The sequence below is a fragment of the Cellulomonas sp. P1_C4 genome, from assembly GCF_056406355.1.
The window spans coordinates 73,178-99,439 of record NZ_JBFUAI010000006.1; the positions used below are offsets into that span (position 1 = coordinate 73,178).

Genomic DNA, 26,262 nt, shown 5'->3' on the forward strand with positions numbered 1-26,262 from the left:
ACGCCACGGTGGCCCGACGACCCGTTGCCGCCGCTCACATGCCGAGGACGTAGCGAACGTGAGTCCGTCGATCAGGCACCCGACGCGGTGCTTGCCAGTTCTGGTTGTGGGTACCGCCTGGCAAGCTTGCCCGCGATGGGATGCAGCACGGCTAGACCGATGATCAACAGGGCGATGCCCGCGAGGATCTGGAACCCGCGTTCCTCAGCCTCGAACCCGACGTCCCCGGGCGAGGCCAAGAACAGCACCAACGAGAACGTGTACAGGCCGTACATCCGCCAGTACGTCGCCCGCTGCATCACCGCGAGAAGGAACGCGACGACGGCAAGCGCGGTCTGGGCCCACGGCGGCAGGCCGATGACGGCTACGACCACGGCGGCAGCCGCGCCGACAGCCGTGCCGATCGCCTTCTCCCGAATACGCTCGCGGTGTCCCATGAGCAGGTACATGACAAGGACGAGGATCGGCTCCGGTACCCAGTACGGCTCGGTCCACGACAGAGCAACCCCGAGAGCTGCAGCGCCACCCAGGGCCGCGCCGAAGCAGAGCGCGATGACCGCGGTGACCGGCAGCGAGTACCGGTCGCCCTCGACCACCGCCGGTGCACCGAAACGGCGCATGATCACGACGCCGTAGACGGTGCCGACCGCGACGATTGCGCCGAAGGTGACAGCGCTAGTAGCGGTGTGCACGGGCGTCACGAAGGTGGCGGCGTAGGGCACCATCAGCAGCGGGGCGAACCAGCCGAACCGGTACCCGACACCGGCGAGGACGCCGGTCGCCGTCAGCAGAGCAACCCACCACCAGTCGTAGGCGGTGTACGCGCCCAGCCCGGCCGCGACCCCGACCAGGGGTGTCACGTAGACCATCCGGCGTGTGCCCGCGAGCTTGGCCCCCACCGCGCCCCACACCACGCCTGTGAACAACGCCGACACGCCCAGCTCGCCCACCAACGCACCGACCAGCACGGCAGGGAGAACAACCCCGACAATCAGCGCCCCGAGGAGATGGAGCAGCCGGTGGCTACCTGACGGCTCCTGCGGCGACGGCGCCGCGAGGTCGCCCGGCTGCCTGTCTCCGGGGTCGACACCCTCGGCACCGCTCATCCCCACAACCCATCGGAAGAGTCCCCGATGACCACCCTATGCGCCGATCACCCACGCCAACCCGTGTCTTTCTGCCAAAGACGCACACCTGCTGACAGCACAAGGCTGTTGACCAGGACTGAGAGCGACGTCCGGCTGTCCCCCCGCGGGGACAACGCAAATCGATCGAGACCAACGAACGCCAACACGGAGCAACGAAGCCGAGGGACAGCGCGCGACGTCGTCACAGGTCAGACGTGCAACCCGAGTGGGATCTGGTCCTGCACCGGTCCGCTGACCCTGACTGCGCGGGACGTTCTTGCGGAGCCACGCGCGAGCTGCGAGCCCCTCGAACGGTGAAGATCCTCCACCGAGACCCCACCGACATGTGCGCTGTCAGTTGCCGGACGCGTCGAAGCCTGTGGTTCGGATCAGTCGGGCAGGGACGCCGGCCACGATGGCATCGGCCGGCACGTCTTTCGTGACGACCGCGCCGGCGCCGACGATCGCGCCGTCGCCGATCGTCACGCCCGGGAGGATGGTGACGCCCGCGCCGAGCCAGACCTTGCGTCCGATGACGACGGGTGCGGGGACCATGTCGGCACGTCGGGCTGGGTCGACCGCGTGGTTGAGGGTGACGACGGTGCTGCCGTGGCCGATGAGAGTGCCGTCACCGATAGTGATGCCTCCGGCGTCCTGGAAGGTGCAGCCCATGTTGATGAAGACGTCGTCGCCGAGCGTGAGGTTCTTGCCGAACTCGCAGTGGAACGGCGGAAAGACCGTCACCGACTCGGACACCGTTCGGCCGGTCAGCCGGGACAGCAGGGCCCGGACTTCCTGCGGGGGGTGGTAACCGCTGTTGAGCTCCGCGCTGATCCGCAGCGCGTCCTGGCTCGTCTCGTGCATGAAGTCGTGTGCCGCGGAGCCGCCCTCGATGACGGCACCTGTGCGCACGTGGTCGAGGAAGTCGTCGAGGGTCATCTCGTGGTCCTGTCGTCGAGGAGGTGTCGTCACGACGGAGCCTCAGCATGGGCGACGTCCGCCCCCCATGAGGCCAGCAGGCGCAGGCGTTCGGCCGACGGTGAGCCGGGTTCGGCGGTGTAGACCATCAGCACCTGGCCGGGCTCGGCGGTGATGGCGAGCTCCTCGTAGGCCAGGGTGAGCTCGCCGACCACCGGATGATGGAACCGCTTGGTACCCGCGCCGTGGGTGCGCACGTCGTGGGCGCCCCACAGGCGGCGGAAGGTCTCGCTGCGGGTGGAGAGCTCCCCGACGAGGTCCTGCAGGCCCTTGTCGTGCGGGTCGCGGCCGGCCTCGGCGCGCATTATCGCGACGCACATCTGGGCGAACAGGTCCCAGTCGGGGTAGAAGTCGCGGGCCGCGGGATCGAGGAACTGGAAGCGGGCCAGGTTCGGGGTGCGGCCGCCGTCCCCGACCACCGGGGAGTAGAAGGCGCGGCCGAGCGCGTTGGTCGCGAGCAGGTCCTGGCGCTGGTCGCGCACGAACGCGACCCCGTCGGTGATCGCCGACAGCGCCCACTGCAGGCTTTGCCGCGGTGCCGACGAGCGGGCCGTCCGACGACGCGCCCGGCCGGACGACGGGACCCCGTCCGCGGCGCGGGCCAGGTCGAACAGGTGCGCGCGCTCGGTGTCGTCGAGCTGCAAGGCCCGTGCCACGGCCTCCAGGACGGACGCCGAGGCCCCGGCGATCGCGCCCCGCTCGAGCTTGGCGTAGTACTCGACGCTCACCCCGGCGAGCATCGCGACCTCGCTGCGGCGCAGGCCCGGCACACGGCGGTTGGTCCCGCCGATGACACCGGCGGTGTCGGGGCTGAGCTTCGCGCGCCGCGACATGAGGAACTCGCGCACGTCCGCTCGGTTGTCCATGCTCACGACGGTAGGCCCGGTGGCGTCGGCGAGGGAGTCCATGGCGTGGGGTGCACTGCCGGTACACCCCTCGTCAGAGACTCCCCGACGCGCCCACGGTGCGGTTCCGTGGTGGGCACACCGACAGAGAGGCACCACCACCATGCGCGCAGTCGTGATGTACGCCCCGGGCGACGTCCGGGTCGACGAGACCGAGCAGCCGACGATCCTCGAGCCGACCGACGCGATCATCAAGCTGGCTGCGACCTGCATCTGCGGGTCGGACCTGTGGCCCTACCGCGGCGCAGACGACGTCGACCACCAGCCGATGGGCCACGAGTACGTCGGCGTCGTCGACGAGGTCGGCCCGGACGTCGTGAACGTGAAGGTCGGCGACTTCGTCGTGGGCTCGTTCTTCTCCTCGGACAACACCTGCGAGATCTGCCGGGCCGGCTACCAGACCCACTGCGTGCACCGCGGACCCGGTGCGGTTCCCGGGGCCCAGGCGGAGTACGCGCGGATCCCGCACGCCGACGGCACGCTCGTCGCCACCCCCGGGACGCCGGACCCCGACCTCATCCCGTCGTTGCTGGCCGCCTCCGACGTGCTGGGCACCGGCTGGTTCGCCGCCGTCGCGGCCGACGCCGGCCCGGGCAAGACCGTCGCCGTCGTCGGGGACGGCGCGGTCGGCCTGCTCGGCGTTCTCGCCGCCAAGCAGCTCGGCGCCGAGCGGATCATCGCGATGTCGCGTCACGCCGACCGGCAGGCCCTCGCCCGTGACTTCGGCGCCACCGACATCGTCGAGGAGCGCGGGGATGAGGGTGTGGCCCGCATCAAGGAGCTCACCGGCGGGCTCGGCGCGCACTCCACGATCGAGGCCGTCGGCACCCAGGAGTCGATGCTGCAGGCCATCCGCGCGACGCGGGCAGGTGGCCACGTCGGCTACGTCGGCGTCTCCCACGACGTCTCGCTGCCGGGCCAGGAGCTCTTCTTCTCCGGCGTGCACCTGCACGGTGGGCCCGCGCCCGTGCGCCGCTTCCTGCCCGAGCTCATCAAGCTCATCTGGGACCGCGCCATCGACCCGGGCAAGGTCTTCGACCTCACCCTGCCCCTCGAGCAGGCCGCCGAGGGATACCGGGCGATGGACGAGCGACGCGCCACCAAGGTCTTGCTCACCTTCTGACGAACCCCAGTCGGGCCGCCCACACGCACCGCTCCTGTGGGCGGCGTTGTTCCGACTCGCAGGAGGTAGCCAGTGCGAGCACCATCGACCCGAGCAGCCTTGACTGCGGCCGCTGCCCTGCTCGCGCTGGTCCCGACAGCCTGCTCCGGCTCCGGCACGCCGGAGTCGGTCCCGACTCTCGAGAGGACATCGACCGTGGCCCCCTCTCCGAGCACCACACCGGACTCGACCGCAGCCGTGCCAGGCACAGCCGTCACCGTCACGATCGGCGACACCACGCTGCAGGGCCAGCTGTGGGACAGCCCGGCCGCGCGCGACCTGGCCACACGCCTACCGCTGACTCTTACCTTCGTCGACTACAACGCAGTCGAGAAGACCGCCTCCATCGACCCGGCCCTCACCATGGACGGCATGCCCGCGGGCGACGACCCCAACCCTGGCGAGATCGGCTGGTACGCGCCCACCTCGGACCTGGTCCTGTACTACGGCGACGTCGGCTACTGGAACGGCATCGCCCGCCTAGGCACCTTCGACCACGCCGGAATCGACCTCCTCGCGGCAGGCCCGCGGGACGTCACCGTCACCATCACGGCCGCCGACGGCTGAGCGGGCGTCGTCGCGCGCACCTCCGATCCCACCGCGCACCACCGAACGGAAGGAGAGAACCATCATCCTCACGCAGAGCGGCGGGCAGACCGCCCCCGGACCCGACGACTGGTTCACCGGGACCGTGTACATCGACACAATCCGCAACCCCGACGCGAAGACCGCGATCGGCTGTGCCCACGTGCGATTCGCGCCCGGCGCTCGGACCGCCTGGCACACCCACCCCAAGGGCCAGACCCTCTACGTGACCGACGGCATCGGCTACGTCGCCCGGCGAGGCGGCGAGATCCACGAGATCCGTCCCGGCGATGTCGTCTACATCGAGCCCGGCGAAGAACACTGGCACGGCGCCACCACGGACCGGTTCATGGCGCACGTCGCCATGCAGGAGGCGGACCAGCAAGGCCGCGTCGTCACCTGGCTCGAGCACGTCACCGACAACGACTACAACCACGGCTGACCACCCTTGTGCACTCCAGCACACGGCGAGCTGACGATGTGACGTGGCCTGCCAGAGGCAGAGCCTTCGGATCCAGGAGGCGCTTGCCTCTCAGACGAACCCGAACCCGAACCGCGGGTCACGGCCCTGCGAGCATCAAGCGTGCGCGCGGCTGGCTGGTCTGGCGGGGTTCGAATCCCACTCGGGGCGCGCAATTCCGCAGGTGACAGGGGGCCGAACGCCATACGGCGCCGATGAGCACGGACCCGAGGCGATGCCAGGCGGTTCGCGGCTCGGGCCCTGCCGGCGCGTATCTAGCTCGACGGAAGCGGCCAGGGCGCAAACGCGTTGCGCACCCCGCGCACGGCCGGAGCGAGTTCTGGGTAGTGCCGCACGATCACGGACGACATGTCGTTGCCGTCGATCCACCCCATTCCCTCCGGTGTGTAGATCTTCGAGTTGAAGTCGACGCCGAAGAACCTGTCGCTCTTGAGACGCCGAGACGCCATGAGGACGAAGATGCGGAACGCGGTGTCACTGAATCCGAAGCCGCGCGGAAGCTTCTCCCCGAGCATTCCGACAGCGAGGTCGACGTCCTCCAGGTTGTCGTCGTAGATCTCGCGTAGCTGTGCGACGGTCTCGGGGTCGTCGCCGAGCTCGTCGAAGCTGCGCACTGGTGCCATGTGCAGCAGGCGCCGGAAGTCGTTGTAGCGGGGCACGCCACGCTCCCGCGAGCGCAGGACGTCGATCGCGGCCAGGTCGATCTTCTTGCCGTCGGCGCGATCCAGGCTGTGCATGAAGCGGGGGTTGTTGTGCAGGCGCAGGGCCCCGGGGTTGGCGACACCGAGCGAGAAGAACACGTTGGACGCGGAGGCTCGCTGCAATAGCGGCCGGGAGCTCAACCCGTGCAAGTCGGTGAACTGCAGGTTCTCGCTCACGGCGCCCGTGACTGCGTCGCGGATCTCGTAGTCGTCGGGGATCAGGGGGTGCATCCGATACACCGCGACGAACTCCTCGGTCATCGCGTACGGGACGCCGTGATGGTCCGTCGGTGACCCCGGGATGCCGCTGATGAGGTCGCTGGAGCTGAGCCGCCCGACCAGGTCATGCACCCGTTCCTCGGCCAGACCCCACCAGTTGGCGCGCATGGCGATCCGCAGCGCGGGGTGGCCGAGGATCGCGGGCGTCCACTCGACCGTGTGGATCTTGGCTATCAGGGCCGCGTTGATCAGGCGCGCCTTCTCGAACAGCTGGTCGTCGTTCCACCCGGGGTACGACGCCGCGAGCCGGTCGCAGATCGCGTTGTGCTCGCGCATGAAGAGCGTGTGCATGAGCTCCAGGCCCACCCACCACCCGTCCCGGCCGCCCGAGGTGCCCAGCAGCGCCGGGTCCACGTCGATCAGGCCGTCAGCCCCGATCCGCACGCGACCGCCCGTGCCGGTCCGGATCGCCTGCTCGAACTCCGGCACGCTCCCGTAGATCTGGGACGCGTCCCACCAGTGCGTCTCGGTGTTGATAAACGTCGCGGACCCATCAGTGGCGTGGTTGGTGGGGTCCCTGGGCGTGCTCGGCCACTCCATCGGGTCGTCCGGCCAGTCGTCGCCCGAGGGGCGCGGGACGTGGATCGGGTGCTCCATGTCGGTGCCGTGGCTGAACCAGTCGCGCGTCTCGAACTGGAGCCAGGCGGCCGCGAGGACGTTCAACGTCGTCGCGGGCTTGAACTCGTCGCGCCGGAGAAGGACTGTGCTGATGGTCCGGGGATTGGGGGTGAACAGCCTCGGTGCCACCTCTGGCTTGGTCAGCTCCAGCGGGACGTTGCGGCCGAACCGTGTCTTCGCCATGCCCATGGCCGGGTGTGACAGGTCGTTGTAGGAGCCGTCGGTGGTGCGAGCGACGAGGTGGCGTGGCGGAGCCGGGACGGGCGCCGTGACACCCGACCCCTTCGTGGTGCTGAGCAAGTTGCGGGCGCGGAGCGTATCCCGGATGCCGATGAGCGCGAGCACGCCCAGCAGCGTCGGGAACGTGTGCCACTTGTGGCGCTTGTCGAGCCACTCGACGACCTTGCCGAACGTTGATTGCTTCCGCATCGCTCCCCCGAAGTCCGTGTCGTTGACGTACGTGCTACGCAACCGGACCGCGACGCGAGCGGGCTGCGAGATACCGGAGTGCCTTCAGGCCGGGCAGGAAGAAGTAGGCGCCTCCGCGCATCTGGACGAACTGCGGGAGGTCTCGGTACCGACGCCTGACGGGGTGCCCGGGGACCGTGAACGACGACGGCCCGCTCATCCTGGAGCCGACGAGCGGATCGTCCGCGTCGTCCAGCGTCACGAACGCGTTGCCGTTCAACCAGCCGTGCTGCACGAACTCGAACTGACGGGCCAGGTTGGCGTTGAGGCAGACGAAGTACAGGCCGCGCTCGTCCTCGTCGGAGTACGACCGGCCTCGTCGGACCAGTCGGTGCGTCCGCACTCCGCGCAGCGAGGCGTCTGTCCCGGGGTTCGGTGGAAGGGAGTCACGCGGGTTGGCGCGCCGGACGTGGGCACCCACCGGGCAGCGCAGGCCGCCGGCGTCGACGTGGTGGTACCCGAAGTCGTTGGCGTCCGTGAGGGCCGGATCGTCGACCGTGGGCGCCAGGACGACGGGCGCCCCGCTGGGCCACCTGCCGACGATGCGTGCCGCGAGGTGCTCGGCCTGGGCTGCGTCCGCGTCGGCAGCCGCGTTCACGTAGCCCCAGAAACCCTCGACGTCCTGCCGGAGCTGGCGGAACACGAGGTACGTGCCGTTGYGTCCKAGGTCCGGCGCGCCGGAGCGGTCACGGCTCAGCATCCGCTCGGGGTCCGCGGACGACGGGAGAAGGGGCCGCTCAGACCGCTGGCCGTACTCGTTGCCGTACCCGAGCACGAACTCGCCCGGCTTGAGCGCCTCCGCGGGGTCGTGCCCACCGGTCACCGAGGCGATCGTCGGCTGCGAGACGCCGTCCCTGAACCCGAAGTGCTCCCGGTCGCTCAGGTCGTCGGCCCGCAGCACCCGCTGCACCCGGACGCCGTCCTGCACGGCCTGGCCGCTGACCTCCGCGACGAGCGCGGCAAGGGTCGAGGCGTCCTGGGCATACAGGAGGAGCAGGAGGTGGATGGGCTCCGCGCCCGAGCGCCCCCACAGCCAACCGCTGGGGTCGTTCGTCCCCGTGTCGCCCAGGATCCGGCTCCGGTACTCGGTGTCCATGCCCGTGCGGAACGGCTCGGAGAACCCGTCGGGAAGGTCGTCCCACTCAGTCAGGCTGCGGACCCCGTCGTGCGTCAGAGCGGTATTCATCGCCCGATCGGTCGGACTCTCGTCGCCAGTGGTGACCCGCGGCGCGACCCATCGGGCCAGCCGACGGAGCCCGTCAGGCGTCGGCGCATGCAGCAGGACGTAGGCGGCGCACGGGAGCTTTCCATAGCCGCGCACCACCAGACCCTGGACGTCCGGCAGGTCGAGCAGCTCACTCGTCGCCACGCTCACATCGCCTCGAGCCATCGCGGGTCCCGGGCGCGAAGGGCCCGACGAACATCGGCGTTCCGGTCGATGTGGATCGCAGCCAGACTCGGGTACGCCGAGTAGAACACCACGGTCGGCACCAGGTGCCTGCGCAGGTAGTGCTTGTACGCGATCTCGTCCTTGGCGCCACCGAAGAAGAGCCAGCGCGTCCGTGGGAAGCCGACACCGTTGCCGAAGACGAGATTGATGCCCCACGCCAGCCGGGAGATGAAGTCGTCCATGTAGCTCTCGAGGTTGCCGTCGTAGCTGCTGGCAAAGATGAACCGGCGTCCACCGTCGACCGGTTGCCACCGGGCGAAGTGGATCGTCCGTACCCCGGACAGGTTGTCGCGATACATGACGAGACGGAACGCCAGGTCCAGCCCGAGCAGCGCGCCCCGCATGGTGAGGCGTCGCACGACTCCGGGCTTGACGAACCCGACCCCGGTGAACGGGTTCTGGACCCCGTGGTCCTCGTGGCGGCGGACCGCGTCGATGTGCCCGACGTCGACCGCTCCGCTCTCCTGCGTGTCGCGCAGCTCCAGGAACCGCACGACGAGGACCCACGCGACGAGGAACGGTCCGACGACCGGGAGCGCGACGAGCAGGCCGACGACGAGGGCGACGAGCGTCAAGATCCGCAGCACCCCGTAGGTGAGGCCCGGACTCGAGGGTCGGCGGCTCGCCCATGACAGGTCGGGGCGCTGCTTGATCGCCCGGTACACGGCTTGCGCGACCTCGTCGACCGAGGTGTGCTGGCCAGCGACCAGCTCGTCCAGCACGACCTCGACCTGCTCGCGCAGGTACGCCTCACGCCTGATCTGCTCCACCGGGCGGTCGGCGGTGTGCCGGTAGTAGGCGGCGGGCCGCAAGGAGTGGTCGTGCAACCACACGAGGCGCGCTGCTGCGTCGGGCGCGCTCGGGAAGCCCGAGCAGTGCTCGAACAGCGCGTGGATGTCGGACGGCAGTGCCCGGAAGTGCCGGTCGGCCGAACCGTCGACATCGGCCATGTAGACGACGGACGCGGGAATCGGCTGTCCCTCGGTGTCGACCACCCGGTCGAGGACGAAGACGCGGGCGAAGTGCACCGTGCCGATCGCGTCGAAGTCATCGCCCCGGATCTGCTCCAGGAACTCCCGGGCGGCCTGTTCGCGGTCGGCGGCGAGCTCTGCCTGGACGCACACCGCTACCTGCGCCGGCACGCCACCACCCCTGTGACCATGAGCCTTCCTGTCGCGAGCCGAGCCGGTTGGTGGCGCTACCTGGACCCCCGCTGTCGGAGCGTGAACCAGCCGACGCGCCAGTGCCACAACCAGACGACGCCGAGGTAGAGCCCAGGGCCGACGAGACGGATCTCGTCACGGACCATGTGGGCGACGCGCGAGGTGCGGGAGTAGTCGATGAGGACGATCGGGTCGCCGTCGACCCAGCTCTCTGCCGTGGACAACGTCGCCTTGATCAACCGCAGCCGGAACGGGCTCACGAGATTCTTGAGGCTGGCCTGCTCGGCGTCGACGACCTTTCCCTGCCACAACAACGCGCGAGCGAACATCGCGATGGGCCTGACCGCTCGGGTCCCCGGAAACGCCAGGACTGTTCCGCGCAGCTTTCCCTCCGGGATGGGACCCGAAGGGCTGGCGCGGAACAGCTCGTCGAGAAGCACAGTGCCCAGGTGCATGAGGGGGGCCTCAGTTGCAGGCTGGGTGCTCGTCGGCTGACGTGTCGCATTCCTGCCCGACATGGTCGGACCTCCCCCTGCCCGCAGGCCTGAGATCGAGCGCGGCCTGATCGCTCTCCAGACTGCTCCCGCCACCCAGGCTTGTAAAGCACAAACTGGTCGATTCAGGACAGGGGGCGCGGGCGTTGACAGCGATCAGCGCCGGTGCCAACGTGGCAGTGGACTCGATGAGGGGGACGCCATGGCGACATCGATCGCGGCCCGCCGCTCGGGTCAGATCCTGGCCGTCGTCCGGATCGTCAACGGCACGCTCGGCCTCCTGGCTCCTCAGGTGCTCCTGCGCCGGCTGTCCCCGGACGACCAGGCGGCCCGAGCGGGGATGTATCCGTTCCGCATGTTCGGCATCCGGACGATCCTTCTGGGCATCGAGCTGCTCACGGCGGACGACGCCTCACGACGCAGGGTGACCCGCCTGGCCATCCTCATCCATGCGTCGGACACGGTGTCCGCCGCCGTCTCCGGCATCCGCGGGGACCTACCGCCACGAGCCGCGGTCGCCACCACGCTCATCTCCTCGGGCAACACGGCGCTCGCGATCCTCGCCGCCCGCGGCTGAGCGCGGCAGCCCTCGAGAGGCTCTGATGCGATCCGACGGCCCGGGCACGCGCCGGGCGAGCTTGCGAGGCTGCCGATCGTGAGCCCTCCCCACTCGCCGATCACGAGCTCCAATGCCAGCCACCCCCAGCCGCGCGCCAGAACCGGAGTGGCATGGCGTGACGTCGTCGCGGACACCACCATGGCGTTGCTTCGGATGGAGCGCCGCGTCGACCCGTTCGTCCGACCTGCCTTCGATGCGCTGCTGAAGGACCGCCTGGAGCGGCTCACCACCTCCCTCATCAACGTCAAGCGCCACGACGAGCACCTGACGCTCGCCGAAGAGCGACTGATGGTCGATGAGGAGGCCTTCACCGACTCGATCGTGCGCAGCTTCACGCAACAGATGAACGACCTGTGGAAGCCCGGCGGCTTCGAGCGCGGCGGCAACACCAAGACGCAGGGAATCTGCCGGGGCGAGTTCACCGTCCACGGCAACCTGCCCGAGCACATGCGCCGTGGAATCTATGCGAAGCCGCAGACCTTCAAGGCATGGGTGCGCTTCTCGGGGCCCGGTCCGTACATCACGCCTGACATCGACGACGTCGGCTTCATGAGCATCAGCATCAAGCTCATGGGAGTCGAAGGGCCGAAGCTGCTCGATGACGAGCTGCACACGCTCGACATGTTCGGCGTGTCGACCGCCACCTTCGTCACGCCCGACGTGAAGGCCAACACGGCGCTGCAGCTCTGGAGCGTGAAGAACGCGCAGCTGTTCTACTTCGTGAACCTGCACGCCCCGCACGTGCTCGACATGCTCATGCAGGCGCTCTACACCAAGACCCAGAGCAGCCCTTTCGAGGCGCCGTACTTCAGCTGCGTGCCCTACCTGATGGGCCAGGGCCAGGCGATGTCGTACTCCGTCTGGCCGACGTCGAGCACGAAGACACGCATCCCGCGACTGCCGTTCCGCCCGCCGGACGACTACCTGCGCGACGCGATGGTCGCGTCGCTGTCGGAAGGAGACGTGGAGCTGGAGGTGCGCGTGCAGATGCAGACCGACCCGCACCTGATGCCGATCGAGAACGCCGGCGTGCTGTGGCCCGAGAAGCTGTCGCCGCGCGTGCCCGTCGCGACTCTCCGCCTGCCGAGCCAGACTTTCGACTCGCCCGCGCAGATGGAGTTTGCGAAGCGGCTGTCCTACAACCCGTGGCACACGATTGCCGAGCATCGTCCGCTGGGCAACCAGAGCCGGGCGAGGAAGCGGATGTACTGGGAGCTGTCGCAGCTCCGGCACCGGATGAACGCGGTGCCGCACTACGAGCCGACCGGGGACGAGCGCTTTGCGTAAAACACATACCCCCTGATGGCTGACCGACCTGCCGGAGGAGCCGCGCCCGAGCACCGGACACTGTCCCCGCGGGAACGACGGACCCCGACATAGCCCGAAGACACCCGACAAGACCGCAGCTCAGCCCGCCCGGTCGGGCACGTTCCGTGTCCGATACGCCCGTCTGGTGGGGTTCGAATCCCACTCGGGGCACCAGAGAAGTGCACTCTGACCTGGGCGTGCGGACGCAGGACGGCCCTGCTTTCAGTGGGCTCACCATCTGCGACTCGACCCGCGCTGCAGTCCCCTGTTCCGGTGACGCGTCTGAGGGACGGCGGGGTCCGCTTCCTGCGACACTCAGGACAAGCAGAGGCGCGCACGGCCATCGGGACCACTGTGGCGGCGCGCGGGAGCAGGGACTGGCGCAGACGGCGTTGTCTGACCGGACGGCAGTCAGCCTCGGAAGGGTGCTCGTATGTCGTCTGTCACGCCCGGCACGAAGATCGACACGACCAGCCAGTTCAGCTCAAAGATCGCGGCGACGGCAATGATCCTCGGTCTCGTGATCGTGGCCGTCGTCCTGACGCTGGCCATCCGCGACCGGAGAGCGCAAGCCGCCTACGAGGATGCCTTCGCGACCGGTGGCGTGGATGGCGTCGTCGCGCACGCGCACGAGCGCGGCGATGACGTGTCCGAGTTCACGGGCGGGGCCTACGCGAACGGCGGGCACTGCTACCTGGTGGACGGGACGGACTTCACCGATGCGACCCTCGCCACGTGTCAGGAGGCCGCCGGAGCTGCCGTAGCGATCGCGGGAAGCTGACGAGCGGCTGCGACGTCCGCTGACCGTGCGCCCAGAGGGGTACCGACAGCCCCTCCCGGCCACGTGAGATGACGTGTTCCATAGGCCGCATGCAGCAATACGAGGGGACGGGCGCATGAGCGGCTGGACTGCGGACGAGGTGCGCCGGATCGCGCGGGTCGACGAGCTCGAGGTGGCATCCCGACGGACGGACGGCACCCTGCGCCCCTTCGTCACGATCTGGTTCGCCGTGTCCGGCGGCGACCTCTACATCCGCTCGGCTCACGGGCCGAAGAACGGATGGTTCCGTCGGGCCAAGGAGTCGGGAACCGGCCGGGTGCGCATCGGCTCCGTCGAGAAGGACGTGACTTTCGACGACGGCACCGACGCAGCGCACGACGCCATCGACGCCGCGCTGCACGCCAAGTACGACCGCTACGGGCCCGGGCCGGTCGGGGCGATCGTCGGCCCGAGCGCCGCCACAGTCACATTGCGGGTCGTGCCGACGTCCTGATCGCCCGACCGACCAATCGGCCTTGAGCTCGTCGGCGTCGCGGCGTCATCGGGGTGTGAGGACGATCCGGCCGAACACGTTGCCGGCGTCCATCCGACGATGAGCCTCGACGGCCGCGGCAAGCGGAAGGACGTCGTCGACGACGGCCGCGAGCTGTCCGCGCGCGGCCGCGGCGAAGGACTCCGTGCGGACCTGGTCGCGGGCCGCGACCGGGACGGTGTTCAGGCTGAACGTGGAGAACGAGCGCGACTGCTGGAACGCCTCCAGCAGGCGCATGCCGAAGTCCGCCGGCGGGAATCCTGCGACCATGCCGACGGCGACCAGGCGCCCGTTGGGCGCGAGCCGGTCGAGGAAGGGCGGCATCCCCATCCCGCCGACGATGTCGATGATCACGTCGAAGGACGCCGGTGCCGTCGGGTCGCCTTCCCCGGTGCGATTCAGGACGTGTGTGGCGCCGAGCGCCCGCAGCCGCGACCCGCGCTGCTGCGACGACGTCGTGACGGCGACTGCGCCGGCGCCGTCGCGCACGGCGAGCTGAACGGCGGCGATCCCGATGCTGCCCGCCGCCCCTCGGACGAGGACCGACTCACCGGGAGCGAACCGGCTGTGCGCGAGGGCGAAGTGCGCGACCGGCGCCGCGCTCCCGAGCGTGACCGCATCGACCGAGGACAGCCCGTCAGGAAGGGCGACCACATCGGCGACCGCCGCGACGGCCTGCTCGACGTACCCGCCGCCGACCCCGGTGAACGCCCAGACGCGACGCCCGATCCATGCCCGGTCGACACCGTCGCCGACACGCGTCACGGTCCCGGCCACCTCGCTGCCGGGCACCGTGCCCGCGCTGAACCCGTACCCACCGAGCGTCCCCCGGCGGATCATCGCGTCGACGCCGCCGACCCCGATCGCCTCGGTCTCGACCACGACCTGTCCGGCGGCAGCGCGCGGGGTCGGCACGTCGATGACCTGCATGCCGCTCGGGTCGCCGAACTGCTGGATCGCCACTGCTCGCACGGTTGACTGCTCCTCGTCCATCTCCTGGGTTACGGTCGGGACGCTAACGGACGCCTGCGTCCACTTCGGCGAAGTGAGAGACATGACCGAGCAACCACCTCACAAGCTGCGCGCCGACGCGCGGGACAACCGCGACAGGACGCTCGAGGCGGCGCGCGAGCTGCTCGCCGAGGTCGGACTCGGCGTGACCATGCGGGACATCGCGCGGAAGGCCGGGGTCGGGCCCGCGACCGTGTACCGACGGTTCCCCACCAAGCAGCACCTCGTCGTCGAGGTCTTCGCCGACGAGGTGCGGGCGTGCCGCGCGATTGTCGACGACGCCTGCGCCGACCCCGACCCGTGGCGGGGATTCCGCACCGTCGTCGAGGAGATGACCGCGCTGAACGTCGAGAACAGGGCGTTCGTCGAGGTGTTCCTGTCCGCGAATCCCGACCTCGAGATGCTCGCCGACCACCGCACCGATCTCCTCCAGGAGCTGGCCACGCTCGCCGCGCGCGCTCAGGCGGCCGGCGCCCTGCGCCCGGACTTCGTCATCGACGACCTCGTCCTCGTTCTCCTGGCCGCTCGCGCCCTGTCGTCCACGCCCGCGGCCGACCGGACCGCCGCCGGACGTCGACTCGCGGCTCTCGCCATCGACGCCTTTCGCACGTCCGACGCGAACACAGCCCTACCGCGCCCGCCCCGGCTCACCACGCACGTACGCCGGCTCTGAACACGGCCCACTCCGTCGCGCGGCGTGTCCCCCTCGCGAGCTACCGCGACTGTCCACCTGGCGGTGACCCCGAGGACTCCCCCTCTGCAGCGGTGCGGCGCGCGGCCACTCGCCTCGGAGGTCGTCGTCGGCGCACGCAGCGACCGACGCGGTCGGGCCTCGCCAGGACGGCGGACGTCCGGGCCCACTGCACGGCGGCCTACGGCGAGCGGTCGGGTGTCGCCGCTGCGGACGGGGACGCAGCCGTCGCGCGGGGTGCCACGAGCCAGCTGACGGATCTCGCGACGTCACTCGCCCGCAACCACTCGTGACGCTCCGAGTAGGGATCCTTCGGCGAGTCCCGCCAGGCGACCATGACGTGCGTCGATGTCCACCGCACGGCCCGCGCCGGGCGCCACTCCTCCGAACCGTCCGACCAGACGACCCGCGCGATCACCGGCACATCGCCCTGCGGGCGCACCGGCGCCGACTCGGGGACCTCACGGTTCGCCACGGAACGAGGATCTCTGCCACCACTCACAGCCGGAGCGTATCCGAACATGTGTTCGACTCGAGCCATGCGGAGCCGCGTCTCCCTACCGAGCCCTCCACAAGCGAATCGAGAGCGGCGCGGAGGTGCGGTGCATGGTCACGCCCGATGGCGACTCTCGCCGATCGAAGGCCAGCAGCGGATTGTCGCGCCGGATGGCCGGGGCTACCGTCGCGAGATGGGCGATCGAGGCATCGTTGTCGACGGTTATCGGATCGAACCGCTCAGCCCCCTGACCTGGGACGCGTTCGCGGGCCTGGCGGAACGTCACAACGGCGTCTGGGGTGGCTGCTGGTGCACCTACTTCCACCTCTACCCCGACCCCACGGAGGAGCGCCGCGCGCTCGGCCATCGCGAGTTCAAGCGACAGCTCGTCGAGGCCGGCCGCGCGCACGCGGCGTTGGTGTTCGATGGCGACGTCGCGGTGGCCTGGGCCCAGTACGGCACGGTCGACGAGCTGCAGAACATCCACCACCGCAAGGAGTGGGAGCAAGGCGTCCCGCGCAGGCCGGACTTCCGGATCACCTGCCTGTTCGTGGACCGCGACTACCGACGCAAGGGGATGGCATCGGTCGCGGTCCGCGGTGCGCTCGCCCTGATCTCCGCGGCAGGAGGTGGCCTGGTGGAGTCGTACCCGCACGACCTGCCGCCCGGGAAGAAGACCTCGGCGTCGTTCCTCTACAACGCGACGCGGACMATGTACGAGCAGCTCGGCTTCAGCTATCAGCGACCCAAGGGCAAGGGCAACTGCGTGATGACCACCCACGTCCCCGCTGCCACGCACGGCCCATAGGAAGTTGACGAACACGGTCGACCCGATCCCTGCCGATCGTCGCCCGTCAGAGGGCGGCGTGACGGGGCTGGAGGGACACGTTCGACTCCCGCACGACCAGATGAGGCGCGATCATCACGCGGTGCGGCGGCCGCCTGTCCCCCTCGGTCAACCGGGCCACCATGAGCTCGATCGCGAGGCGGCCCACCTCGTGCTTGGGCGGGCGCACTGCGGTGAGTGGCGGATCCCCGAGCTCGGCGACCTCGTCGTCGTACGCCACCAGTGCGATGTCGTCGGGGATCGCCAGCCCGCTGTCCGTCGCGTGCTGCGCCAGGCTCACCGCGAAGGGGTCCGAGTGCACCACGAGAGCGGTCGTCCGCGTGCGGGCACACTCGGCCAGGACCGCGGAGAGGCGTTCGCTGCGCCCCGGCGCGACGGCTCCGTCGCTCGTCCCCAGGAGCTGCTCGGAAGGATCCAGGCCCAGCGCCAGCAGCGCGTCGTTCCATCCGCGACGCAGGTGCGGCGCGGTGGCGCTGCCCCCCAGCACGAGCAGCCCGATCCGGCGGTGCCCGTGCTGGTGCAGGTGCCACACCGCCGTCGCCGCGCCGGACGCATGGTCGGAGGCGACCCATTCCAGGCCCTGAACAGGGCTGATGTCCGGAGGGCGCCGCTCCGCGAGCACGACCGGCAGCGGCAACGAGTCCAGCCAGCGCAGGAGGTCGGGGCCCTGGGGAGCCGTCACCTCGGGCGCGACGATCAGCCCGTCCACCCCGGCCGTCCCCGCGAACCGGCGCGACTGCTTCCAGTCCTCCTGCGGGTCGTAGGAGGTCGTGCGCAGGATGAGCCTGACCCGGGCGGCTGCGGCTGCGGCCCGGGCGCCGGCGATGATCGTCGGCCAGTAGTAGTCGAGCTGGGGGACGACCATCCCCACGGTGAACCGGGACGGCCCCTGCTGCTCGACTCCTGCAGGGGGCGCGAAGACGCCCTCGTGATCCGGGAGCGTGGCACCCCCGTGCACTCGCGTGAGCAAGCCACGTGCGGCGAGGGAGTTGAGGTCCCTGCGCACCGTCATGCGCGAAACGTCGAGCGCCTCCGCCAGAGCGTCGACGGTGACGGTAGCCGCGGTCCGCAGGTCCCGCAGGATCCGCTCCTGACGTGTCCGTGCCAGCGACCCCGCGACCGTGCTCGGCACCGGTCCTCCCGTCCAAGATCCTGTTCGAATGTGTTCGCGAACCTATCGCTGTTCGAACGCGCACCCTGTACTGGGGGACGTACGAACGACGAGAGCGAGAGCGACCGATGAACGACCCGACGACAGCACCGACGACGCCGCTCGCCTTCGACCGGACGGCGCTCGACTACACCCCGTGGGCCTTCTGGGACGACGCCGACCCGGAGGCGCAGCAGAGGCAGCTCGAGGTGCAGGCGCGGTTGTCGCACGAGCGGGGCTACCGGTTCGCCGAGCGGGTGTTCGTCTCGGAACTGGCGTCCATCACCAACGGCACCCTCGAGCTGGGTGACCGCACCTACGTGGCCGCCGGCGCCTACCTGAGCGGCTCGCTCCGGGCCGGCCGCGACTGCACCGTCAACCCGTACGCGGTCGTGCGGGGCGAGGTCGTGCTGGGTGACGCAGTCCGCATCGGTGCGCACTCCTCGGTGCTGGGTTTCAACCACACGATGGACGACCCCGAGGTCGAGGTCTTCCGGCAGCCGGTGCTCTCCCGCGGCATCACGATCGGCGACGACGTCTGGATCGGCTCCCACGTGGTCGTTCTCGACGGCGTGCACATCGGCGACCGGGCCGTGCTCGCCGCGGGTGCGGTCGTCACCAAGGACGTCCCCGCCGGCGCGGTCGTGGGCGGGAACCCTGCCCGGGTGCTCCGGTGGCGCGGGGCGTCGGGAAAGACCCCCAGCCTGGCGCGCGCAGTCGCGAGCTTCGCCGACCGGGCGCGCGACCAGGCAGCGGCTGTGCTCGCCCGGTCCTGGGACGACGAGCGCCGGCTGTTCTCCGACAAGCCGGGCGCCCCGGCGACGGTCCGTGCCCAGTGCGACGCCGTCGAGATCGCGGACCTGCTCCTGGGGACCGCTCCCCCGCAGCTGCCCGGGGACGAGCAGGCGGAGCGGCTGCGGTCCTGGCAGGACCCGTCGACCGGCATGGTCGGTGAGCTGCTGCCCGGGGGCGGGGTGGCGCCGGTGCGGCACGAGCGGTTCGACGACAGCGGGAGCTACCACGTCCTCTGCGTCGGCTACGCGCTCGACCTGCTCGGCGAACGGTTCGACCACCCGGTCGAGGTCGTGGCGGAGGCGACGGCGGCCGAGCTGGTCACCGAGCTCGACGCCCTGCCGTGGCGTGACCAGGCGTGGGCCGCGGGGCACTGGGTCGACGTGCTCGGCACCGCGCAGCTCTGGAACCTGAGGCGCGGGGCGGAGTCGCAGCCCGGCGCGGTCGACGCCGTGCTGGGCTGGCTCCTTCTGCACGTCGACCCGCAGACCGGGATGTGGGGGCGCCCGACCGCGACCGAGGGCCTGCTGCAGATGGTCAACGGCTACTACCGCGCCTCCCGCGGCACGTTCGCGCAGCTCGGGGTGCCCGTCCCCCACCCCGAGGCCGTCATCGACACCGTCCTGACGCACCTGCGGGACGTGCGCTTCTTCCGGCCGGAACGACAGACGGCCTGCAACGTCCTCGACGTGGCGCACCCGCTCTGGCTCACGCGCGCGTCCGGCCATCGCTCCGAGGAGGTCGTCCGCCGGGCCGAGCAGCTGCTCCGCGATGCCCTGCGGTACTGGACCGCTGACGCGGGGTTCGGCTTCCAAGCCCCGCACCCGACCACCGTCGGCACCACCGCGACCACACCCGGGCTGCAGGGCACGGAGATGTGGCTGGCCATCATCTGGCTGCTGGCCGACCTCGTCGGTGTCCCGGACCAGCTGGGCTATCGCCCGCGAGGCGTGCACCGACCCGAGCCTGCGCTCGACCTCGCGGACCTGCGGCGGTGGTCCCGGTGACGCGCGAGCTGCCGACGACGCTCGTCGTGATGGCCCGTGATGCCTGGGAGCTGCAGTTCGACGACCGCCGCCGCGCGCGACTCGGCCGACTGTCGCGCGATGGGCAGGTGACGTGGGCCGGCTCCCTCGACGATCCCGCCGCCGCCGACCGGCTGGCCGCGGTCGAGGTCCTGCTGACTGGCTGGGGCGCCCCGCTCATCGGTGACGCCGAGCTGTCCCGCCTGACCTCCCTGCGCGCCGTGCTGCATTGCGCCGGAACCGTGCGCGGCATCGTCGCCCCGGCGGTGTGGGACCGCGGCGTCCTGGTCTCCAGCAGCGCCGACCTCAACGCCGAACCCGTCGCGGAGTTCACGATGGCAGCGATGGTGATGGCGGGCAAGAAGGCACCATTCCTCGCCGCCGACGCCCGCCGGTACCGACAGGACTGGTCGTACAGGACGGGCCGCGGCCCGCTGAGCAACACCGGCCGGACCATCGGCATCGTCGGGTTCTCCCGGATCGGTCGACGCGTCGTCCGGCTGGCCGTGGACCGGCTCCCGGACGTCACGTGCCTGGTGGTCGACCCGTACGCCGACCACGACGAGGTCGCCGACGCCGGTGCGCAGCTCGTCGGTCTCGCCGAGGCGCTCCCCCGCCTGGACATCCTGTCGATCCACGCCCCGGAGCTGCCCGAGACGCACCACCTGATCGGGGCACCCCAGCTGGCCGCCCTGCCCGACGGTGCGACGCTCATCAACACCGCGCGCGGGTCCTTGGTGGACACGGGCGCGCTCGAGGCCGAATGCGTGGCCGGTCGGCTGCACGCGATCCTCGACGTCACCGACCCCGAACCCCTGCCCGCGTCGAGCCCCCTCTACGACCTGCCCAACGTCATGCTCACGCCGCACGTCGCGGGATCACTGGGCTCCGAGACGTTGGCCATGACGGACGGGGCCCTCGACGAGCTGGAGCGCCTCGTCGACGGTCGGCCGCTCGCACGCCGCCTTCGCGTCGAGGACCTCGCACGCATCGCCTGATGCGTCCTGCCACCGCGACCGCGGGTCCAGCCCGTGCGGCGAAGTCCGGCGTCCTGCGCCGGAGTCGCGGTCATGGCGACCCCGTGCGCTGCAGCCGCGCGGCCCGTTCGTCGGAGCGCATGCCGGTACGGGCGACCGCGCATCACGGCGCGGGTAGTCCCACGACCATCGCTTCGTCCATGCACCCGCGGCAGACGGCTCTAGGTCACCGTGACGGGCGTGGCTACAGTCGGCGCGTGCCACGCAGCGTCGCGAGTCCCCCGCCGTCCGAGACCTCCCGCTCGGCGACCGGCGCCGTGTCCCTCGTGCGGTCGTCCGCGGGCACGCGAACGACCGCACAGATCGATCTGCTCGGTGGCGGCCTGCGGGCACTCGTCGCCGACGACGTCCCACTCGTGGAGACCTACGCGGACGGAGCCGCGGCGCCCTTCGCCGCGGGCGCCGTCCTCTTCCCCTGGCCCAACCGGGTGCGGGGTGCGCGATGGGTCCACCGTGGCGTGGAGCAGCAGCTGGTCGTGAACGAGGCCGAGCTCGGGAACGCGAACCACGGTCTGGTCCGCGACAAGCGCTTCACCGTGGTCGACCAGGGCGCGGACCACGTGACGATCTGCGCCACGGTCGACCGTGAGCCCGGCTACCCGTTCACGGTCACCCTCCAGATCACGTATCGGTTGACCGACAGCGGGATCACGGTCGACTCGCTCGTGTCGAACGGCTCGGCCGAGCCCGCACCGGTCGCGCTGGGCGCTCACCCGTACGTGCGCATCGGGGACGTGCCCGTCGAGGACCTCACGCTGCGCGTCCCGGCGGACGTCTCTCTGCCCGTGGACGCACAACTCATACCCGGCGCTCCCGCCCGAGTCGACGGGACCGCGCTGGACTGGCGGACGGCCCGGCGGATCGGGGATGCCGAGCTCAACACGTGCTTCGCACTCACCGAGGGCGCAGGACCCGCACGACGCGCGGTCTCGGTCGCGGCGCCGGACGGGCGCGTCCTCGACGTATGGGTGGACCACGACTTCGGCTACGCGCAGATCTACACCTGCCCGGCGTACCCCGATCCAGCCGGGACGCGTCGCGCGTTGGCCGTGGAACCGATGTCGGCCCCCGGCGACGCCCTCAACTCCGGCACCGGGCTGCGCTGGCTCTCGCCCGGCGCCGAATGGCGCCTCGCCTGGGGTATCACGGCAATGTGGCTGCCCACCTCGATCGTCGCGGGCCACCCCGGACGCTGACCTCCGGCCCCGGCTCACGACCCGGTCGGGCGTTCCCGGTATGCCCGCGGCGACAACCCGTGGACCCGCGTGAACTGGCGGGAGAAGTAGAGGGGGTCGTCGTAGCCCGCACGTCGCGCGAGAGCGGCGATCGACATCGTGGTGCTGTCGAGCAGCTCGCGTGCCCGCGCCATGCGCAGCTGTGTCTGGTACTCGAGCGGCGACGCGCCGAGCTGCCGGCGGAACAGCGCGTTGAGCTGGGAAGGGCTCAACCCGACCATGCCGGCGAGCACGTCGGTCGAGGTGCGGCGGGGGGACGTCGCACGGAGGTGCTCGACGGCGCGCTCGACCGGGCTGAGCCCTGGCCCGGGGCTGCGTCGGCCGGTCGCCGCGACGAGGGCGAGGGCGTGCCACGCGGGACCCGCGGCTCGGACGAACGCGGTCGAGGTCATGCCGGCGTCCAGCGCGTCGATGACCTGGGAGACGAGGCTGGCGATCGGCGCCGCGTCGCGCAGGTGCGTGACGGGACCACCCGCCGCTGCGTATGCGGTGTCGACCAGGTCGACCGCGTCCGCACCCGTGACGTGGAGCCACCACAGCGTCCACGGGTCGGCGTCCGAGGCCCCGTACGCGTGCGGGCGTCTGGCAGGCAGCACGACCGCGTCGCCACGGTCGATCACGAACGAGCCCTCGGGCGTCCGGCACCACCCGGCGCCGCCGGTGCACACCAGCAGGACGCTCTCGGCGGCGCCGTTGGCACGGGATCGCCCATGCCTGGACGCGTGCGGGAAGAATCCCGCGTCCGTGACGAACAGTTTGCTGCTGACGGGCAGCGTCAGTGCGCGTTCGACAGCAGGCCGCGGGACGACGAGCATGCGCTGGCCGGTGAAGCCCTCGTGGACGAAGTCGCCGGTCGGTGTCGGCGCTTCGTCCATATCGCTCAGTGGATCGTGTATCGGCTCACCATGTCAACCGCCGGTATGTTCATGTCATGCTCAGCGAAGAGTCCAGGCTCGCCCTCCCGGACACACCCCCCGCGTTGTCCGACCGATCCGTTCGCGCATGGCGTGCCGGCGTATCCATCGACACGTATGAGCCCGGCTCCCCCGACCGCTACCCCGCGTACCTCGACCAGCGCGTCTACCAGGGCTCGTCGGGCGCCGTGTACCCGCTGCCGTTCATCGAGAGCGTCGCCCGGACCAAGACGCCGCGCCTGTGGGACGCCATCCACCTCGAGAACGAGTACGTGCGCCTGATGATCCTGCCGGAGCTCGGCGGGCGGATCCACGTCGGTCTCGACAAGACCCGCGGGTACGACTTCTTCTACCGCAACGACGTGATCAAACCCGCTCTCGTCGGCCTCGCCGGTCCGTGGATCTCCGGGGGCGTCGAGTTCAACTGGCCCCAGCACCACCGTCCCGCGACGTACCTCCCGTGCGAGGTGACGATCGAGGAGGAGCCCGACGGCTCGGTGACCGTGTGGTGCTCCGACCACGACCCGTTCGCCCGCATGCAAGGCATGCACGGGATCCGTCTGCGCCCGGGCAGCGCGCTGATCGAGGTGCGCGGGCACCTCGTGAACCGCACCGACGACGTGCAGACGTTCCTGTGGTGGGCCAACGTCGCGGCCGCGGTCAACGACAGCTACCAGTCGTACTTCCCCACCGACGTGCACGTCGTCGCCGATCACGCCAAGCGTGCGATCACGACGTTCCCTGCGTCGCGCGGCCACTACTACGGCGTCGACTACCCGGCGCGTCGGACGCCGGAGAGGCCGGACGGCGACCGGCTCGACTGGTACCGGAACATTCCCGTGCCGACGTCGTACATGTGCCTCGGCACTCAGGACGACTTCTTCGGCGGCTACGACCACGGCGTCGGGGCCGGGTTCGTGCACTGGGCGGATCACCGGACAGCCCCGGGCAAGAAGCAGTGGACCTGGGGCAACGACCAGTTCGGCTGGGCCTGGGACGCGCAGCTCACCGACACCAACGGGCCCTACGTCGAGCTCATGGCCGGCGTCTTCACCGACAACCAGCCCGACTTCGCCTTCCTCAAGCCGGGCGAGACGAGGACGTTCAGCCAGTTCTGGTACCCGATCCAGGACACCGGCCCGGTCCACCAGGCCACCCGCGAGGCTGCGGTGCGGCTCGACGTCACCGTGGTCGACGACCGCACGACGATTCGCGCGGCCGTCGCCGTCACGTCGGCACGCCCCGGAAGCCGGGTCGTCGTGCGTGCGGGGTCGACGGTGGTTCTGGACGAACGGGTCGACATCGCACCGGGCGCTCCGTTCGTGCGCGAGCTCACCGTCGACGGCGCCATCGCCCCGACCGAGTGCGAGCTGGTCGTGGAGCACGACGGAGACCAGCTCGTGACCTGGAGCCCGCGCCCCGCCGAGGAGACCGCACTGGCCCAGGAGGCGACCGAGCCTCCGGGGCCCTCCCAGATCGACTCGGTCGACGAGCTGTACCTGACCGGCGTCCACCTCGCGCAGTATCGGCACGCGACGCGCTCGCCCGAGCCCTACTGGGCCGAGGCGCTGCGACGGGACCCGGGCGACTCACGCTCGCACGTGGCGATGGCGGCCCGCCGTCAGCACGACGGGCGCCTCGACGACGCAGAGCGGCACCTGCGCGCCGCGGTGGATCGCGTCACCCGACGCAACCCGAACCCCCGCGACTGCGAGGCGCACTACCGCCTCGGCGTCGTCCTGGCCCGTCAGGGCCGTGCTGCCGACGCTCGGCGGGCGTTCGGTGTCGCCCTGTGGGACCGCACCTGGCTCGACGCGGCCACCGTGGCATCGGCCCGCCTCGACCTCGCGGAGGGCCGTGACCGGCAGGCGTTGACCGACCTGCTCCCACTGGTCCGGCGGAGCCCGCTGCACGCCCAGGCCCGCAACCTCGCGGCCGTCGCGACCCATCGCACGGGCAACACGGAGGGCGCCCTCGAGCTGCTCCGAGGAACGCTCGCGACCAACCCCCTGGACGCGTGGGCGCGAGACCTGGCGGCCCGACTGGGCGCGGCCACCACGACCACGCCGGACCCGACGATCGCCCTCGACGTCGCTCGGGAGTACCTCAGCATCGGCGATCACGACGCGGCGATCGATGCGCTCGAACGCACCGCGCGCCTGCCGCTCACGCCAGGTCAGACCAACGTCGCACCGCTCGCGCTGCTGTACCGCGCCGACCTCGAGCTGAGGCGGGGCAACAGGGCAGCGGCCATCGCGACCCTGTCCCGGGCGCGCGTCCTGGACCGCACGTGGTGCTTCCCGTCGGCGCACGACAACGACGTGCTCGCGCGGTTGCGTGGCGCGCTGCCCGACGACGACATGCTCGCTGAGCTCCAGGGGCACTGGCTCTACGCCGCCGGTCGCCGCGACGAGGCGATCCGCGCGTGGGAGGTTGCCGCTGCCCACGAACCGGCCAGCCCGGTCGTGCTCCGCAACCTCGGCATCGCCGCCCACAACGTCCTCGCCGAGCCGGCGCTCGCCGCCTCGTTCTACGAGCGCGCGCGCCTTCTCGCCCCCGACGACGAGCGGCTCCTCTTCGAAGCGGACCAGCTCGCCGGACGTCGGGGAGTCGATCCGGCGCAGCGGATCGCGACCCTGCTCGAGCGGCGCGACCTCGTGCACGCGCGCGACGACCTCTCGGTGCAGCTCGCCGAGCTGTTCACGGCCGAGGGTCGGGCACCCGAGGCACTGGAGGTGCTCCTCGACCGTCCGTTCCAGCCGTGGGAGGGCGGCGAGGGCCGTGTCCTGGCGGCCTGGGAGGAGGCGCACCTCAGCGTGGCACGCCTCAGCCTCGCCGCAGGAGACGCCGCCACTGCCGTCGAGCATGCGACCGCGGCGCTTCGTCCCGTCGCCACCCTGGGAGAAGCCCGGCACGCGCTGGCCAACACCGCCGACCTGCACCTCGTCCTCGGCGACGCCCTCGACGCGGCCGGTGAGACTGACGCTGCACGACGCGAGTGGGAGCGTGCTGCCGCTCAGCAGGGCGACTTCCAGGGGATGCAGGTCCAGCTCTACTCCGAGCGGACGGCCGCGGCCATTACGGCCCTGCGGAGGCTCGGCCGACTCGAGGACGCATCGCTGCTCCGCGACGGCCTCGCGGCCTACGTCACCGAGCAGGCGGGGGTCCGTGCGGTGATCGACTACTTCGCGACCTCGCTGCCGACGACCCTCTTGTTCACCCACGACATCCAGCACGCCCACGACCAACGCGTGCGGGTCCTCGTCGCCCAGCTGGCCGTCCTCGACGGGCGCGAACCCGAGGCGGTTGCGGTCGCCCACGAGGTCCTCTCCGACGATCCGCTCAACCCCTTCGCCCGCGCCATCGCCGCCGAGCCCGCGCTTCGCCGGTGACGGCGTCCGCTTCCAGGAGAG

The 26,262-nt window shown here is 70.7% G+C and carries 24 protein-coding genes; 13 read left to right on the forward strand and 11 right to left on the reverse strand.

Annotation, left to right across the window (positions count from 1 at the left end):
- Nucleotides 1-71: 71 nt before the first annotated feature.
- The 3 genes from AC1DYZ_RS06000 to AC1DYZ_RS06010 all read right to left on the reverse strand — a co-directional run bounded on the left by AC1DYZ_RS06000 (nucleotide 72) and on the right by AC1DYZ_RS06010 (nucleotide 2,971).
- Nucleotides 72-1,106: an FUSC family protein gene (locus AC1DYZ_RS06000; protein ID WP_477064289.1), complete on the reverse strand. Its 1,035-nt coding sequence runs from the start codon at nucleotides 1,104-1,106 to the stop codon at nucleotides 72-74.
- Nucleotides 1,107-1,481: 375 nt separating this feature from the next.
- Nucleotides 1,482-2,066: a sugar O-acetyltransferase gene (locus tag AC1DYZ_RS06005; protein WP_477064290.1), complete on the reverse strand. Its 585-nt coding sequence runs from the start codon at nucleotides 2,064-2,066 to the stop codon at nucleotides 1,482-1,484.
- 29 nt (nucleotides 2,067-2,095) lie between these two features.
- The gene (locus AC1DYZ_RS06010) at nucleotides 2,096-2,971 is read right to left on the reverse strand and encodes a helix-turn-helix transcriptional regulator (RefSeq protein ID WP_477064291.1); all 876 of its coding nucleotides are present in this window, start codon (nucleotides 2,969-2,971) and stop codon (nucleotides 2,096-2,098) included.
- Nucleotides 2,972-3,113: 142 nt separating this feature from the next.
- Here AC1DYZ_RS06010 and AC1DYZ_RS06015 point away from each other — a divergent pair, with 142 nt between their 5' ends.
- From AC1DYZ_RS06015 to AC1DYZ_RS06025, 3 genes are all read left to right on the forward strand, one after another.
- A complete protein-coding gene (locus tag AC1DYZ_RS06015; RefSeq protein WP_477064292.1) occupies nucleotides 3,114-4,133 on the forward strand; it encodes a zinc-dependent alcohol dehydrogenase family protein in 1,020 nt (339 codons plus the stop codon).
- Between the two features lie 195 nt (nucleotides 4,134-4,328).
- Entirely contained in the window at nucleotides 4,329-4,739 is a 411-nt protein-coding gene (locus tag AC1DYZ_RS06020) for a cyclophilin-like fold protein (protein ID WP_477064293.1), read from the forward strand.
- 64 nt (nucleotides 4,740-4,803) lie between these two features.
- On the forward strand, nucleotides 4,804-5,199 hold the full coding sequence (locus tag AC1DYZ_RS06025) for a (R)-mandelonitrile lyase (RefSeq protein WP_477064417.1): 396 nt from the start codon (nucleotides 4,804-4,806) through the stop codon (nucleotides 5,197-5,199).
- Between the two features lie 293 nt (nucleotides 5,200-5,492).
- Here AC1DYZ_RS06025 and AC1DYZ_RS06030 read toward each other — a convergent pair whose 3' ends face one another.
- From AC1DYZ_RS06030 to AC1DYZ_RS06045, 4 genes are read right to left on the reverse strand one after another with little or no spacing between them, the layout of a single operon-like run.
- Nucleotides 5,493-7,265 (reverse strand): peroxidase family protein, encoded by a 1,773-nt coding sequence (locus AC1DYZ_RS06030; protein WP_477064294.1) that lies wholly within the window; start codon nucleotides 7,263-7,265, stop codon nucleotides 5,493-5,495.
- A 34-nt stretch (nucleotides 7,266-7,299) separates the two neighbouring features.
- Entirely contained in the window at nucleotides 7,300-8,673 is a 1,374-nt protein-coding gene (locus tag AC1DYZ_RS06035) for a Dyp-type peroxidase (protein WP_477064295.1), read from the reverse strand.
- A 2-nt stretch (nucleotides 8,674-8,675) separates the two neighbouring features.
- Nucleotides 8,676-9,896, reverse strand: a complete 1,221-nt coding sequence (locus tag AC1DYZ_RS06040) for a hypothetical protein (protein WP_477064296.1) — start codon at nucleotides 9,894-9,896, stop codon at nucleotides 8,676-8,678.
- A gap of 56 nt (nucleotides 9,897-9,952) precedes the next feature.
- Nucleotides 9,953-10,372, reverse strand: coding sequence for a hypothetical protein (locus AC1DYZ_RS06045; protein WP_477064297.1), 420 nt, complete (start codon nucleotides 10,370-10,372; stop codon nucleotides 9,953-9,955).
- 241 nt (nucleotides 10,373-10,613) lie between these two features.
- Between AC1DYZ_RS06045 and AC1DYZ_RS06050 the strand changes: the two genes are divergently transcribed.
- From AC1DYZ_RS06050 to AC1DYZ_RS06065, 4 genes are all read left to right on the forward strand, one after another.
- A complete protein-coding gene (locus tag AC1DYZ_RS06050) occupies nucleotides 10,614-10,988 on the forward strand; it encodes a hypothetical protein (protein ID WP_477064298.1) in 375 nt (124 codons plus the stop codon).
- A 78-nt stretch (nucleotides 10,989-11,066) separates the two neighbouring features.
- Nucleotides 11,067-12,317 carry a catalase family protein gene (locus AC1DYZ_RS06055; protein WP_477064299.1) on the forward strand — a complete coding sequence of 417 codons (1,251 nt, stop codon included), beginning with the start codon at nucleotides 11,067-11,069 and terminating at the stop codon, nucleotides 12,315-12,317.
- Nucleotides 12,318-12,771: 454 nt separating this feature from the next.
- Nucleotides 12,772-13,119, forward strand: coding sequence for a hypothetical protein (locus AC1DYZ_RS06060; RefSeq protein WP_477064300.1), 348 nt, complete (start codon nucleotides 12,772-12,774; stop codon nucleotides 13,117-13,119).
- A 115-nt stretch (nucleotides 13,120-13,234) separates the two neighbouring features.
- A complete protein-coding gene (locus AC1DYZ_RS06065; RefSeq protein ID WP_477064301.1) occupies nucleotides 13,235-13,612 on the forward strand; it encodes a DUF2255 family protein in 378 nt (125 codons plus the stop codon).
- Nucleotides 13,613-13,657: 45 nt separating this feature from the next.
- On the opposite strand, the gene AC1DYZ_RS06070 is transcribed toward AC1DYZ_RS06065, so the two are convergent.
- Nucleotides 13,658-14,623, reverse strand: a complete 966-nt coding sequence (locus tag AC1DYZ_RS06070; protein WP_477064302.1) for a zinc-binding dehydrogenase — start codon at nucleotides 14,621-14,623, stop codon at nucleotides 13,658-13,660.
- Between the two features lie 82 nt (nucleotides 14,624-14,705).
- Here AC1DYZ_RS06070 and AC1DYZ_RS06075 point away from each other — a divergent pair, with 82 nt between their 5' ends.
- Complete coding sequence (locus AC1DYZ_RS06075; protein ID WP_477064303.1) at nucleotides 14,706-15,335, forward strand: TetR/AcrR family transcriptional regulator; 630 nt, start codon at nucleotides 14,706-14,708, stop codon at nucleotides 15,333-15,335.
- A 199-nt stretch (nucleotides 15,336-15,534) separates the two neighbouring features.
- Here the strand turns inward: AC1DYZ_RS06075 and AC1DYZ_RS06080 are convergent, their stop codons facing one another.
- Complete coding sequence (locus AC1DYZ_RS06080) at nucleotides 15,535-15,828, reverse strand: hypothetical protein (RefSeq protein ID WP_477064304.1); 294 nt, start codon at nucleotides 15,826-15,828, stop codon at nucleotides 15,535-15,537.
- A 214-nt stretch (nucleotides 15,829-16,042) separates the two neighbouring features.
- Between AC1DYZ_RS06080 and AC1DYZ_RS06085 the strand changes: the two genes are divergently transcribed.
- Nucleotides 16,043-16,657 carry a GNAT family N-acetyltransferase gene (locus AC1DYZ_RS06085; protein WP_477064305.1) on the forward strand — a complete coding sequence of 205 codons (615 nt, stop codon included), beginning with the start codon at nucleotides 16,043-16,045 and terminating at the stop codon, nucleotides 16,655-16,657.
- Nucleotides 16,658-16,703: 46 nt separating this feature from the next.
- Here the strand turns inward: AC1DYZ_RS06085 and AC1DYZ_RS06090 are convergent, their stop codons facing one another.
- A complete protein-coding gene (locus tag AC1DYZ_RS06090) occupies nucleotides 16,704-17,828 on the reverse strand; it encodes a LacI family DNA-binding transcriptional regulator (RefSeq protein WP_477064306.1) in 1,125 nt (374 codons plus the stop codon).
- Nucleotides 17,829-17,935: 107 nt separating this feature from the next.
- Between AC1DYZ_RS06090 and AC1DYZ_RS06095 the strand changes: the two genes are divergently transcribed.
- From AC1DYZ_RS06095 to AC1DYZ_RS06105, 3 genes are all read left to right on the forward strand, one after another.
- The gene (locus AC1DYZ_RS06095) at nucleotides 17,936-19,645 is read left to right on the forward strand and encodes an acyltransferase (protein ID WP_477064307.1); all 1,710 of its coding nucleotides are present in this window, start codon (nucleotides 17,936-17,938) and stop codon (nucleotides 19,643-19,645) included.
- Nucleotides 19,642-20,661, forward strand: a complete 1,020-nt coding sequence (locus tag AC1DYZ_RS06100) for a hydroxyacid dehydrogenase (protein WP_477064308.1) — start codon at nucleotides 19,642-19,644, stop codon at nucleotides 20,659-20,661. The genes AC1DYZ_RS06095 and AC1DYZ_RS06100 overlap by 4 nt, the downstream gene beginning before the upstream one ends.
- A gap of 236 nt (nucleotides 20,662-20,897) precedes the next feature.
- Nucleotides 20,898-21,896 (forward strand): aldose 1-epimerase family protein, encoded by a 999-nt coding sequence (locus AC1DYZ_RS06105; RefSeq protein WP_477064309.1) that lies wholly within the window; start codon nucleotides 20,898-20,900, stop codon nucleotides 21,894-21,896.
- 14 nt (nucleotides 21,897-21,910) lie between these two features.
- Here AC1DYZ_RS06105 and AC1DYZ_RS06110 read toward each other — a convergent pair whose 3' ends face one another.
- Nucleotides 21,911-22,810 carry a helix-turn-helix domain-containing protein gene (locus tag AC1DYZ_RS06110; protein ID WP_477064310.1) on the reverse strand — a complete coding sequence of 300 codons (900 nt, stop codon included), beginning with the start codon at nucleotides 22,808-22,810 and terminating at the stop codon, nucleotides 21,911-21,913.
- 56 nt (nucleotides 22,811-22,866) lie between these two features.
- Between AC1DYZ_RS06110 and AC1DYZ_RS06115 the strand changes: the two genes are divergently transcribed.
- Entirely contained in the window at nucleotides 22,867-26,241 is a 3,375-nt protein-coding gene (locus tag AC1DYZ_RS06115) for a DUF5107 domain-containing protein (RefSeq protein WP_477064311.1), read from the forward strand.
- Nucleotides 26,242-26,262: the final 21 nt, after the last annotated feature.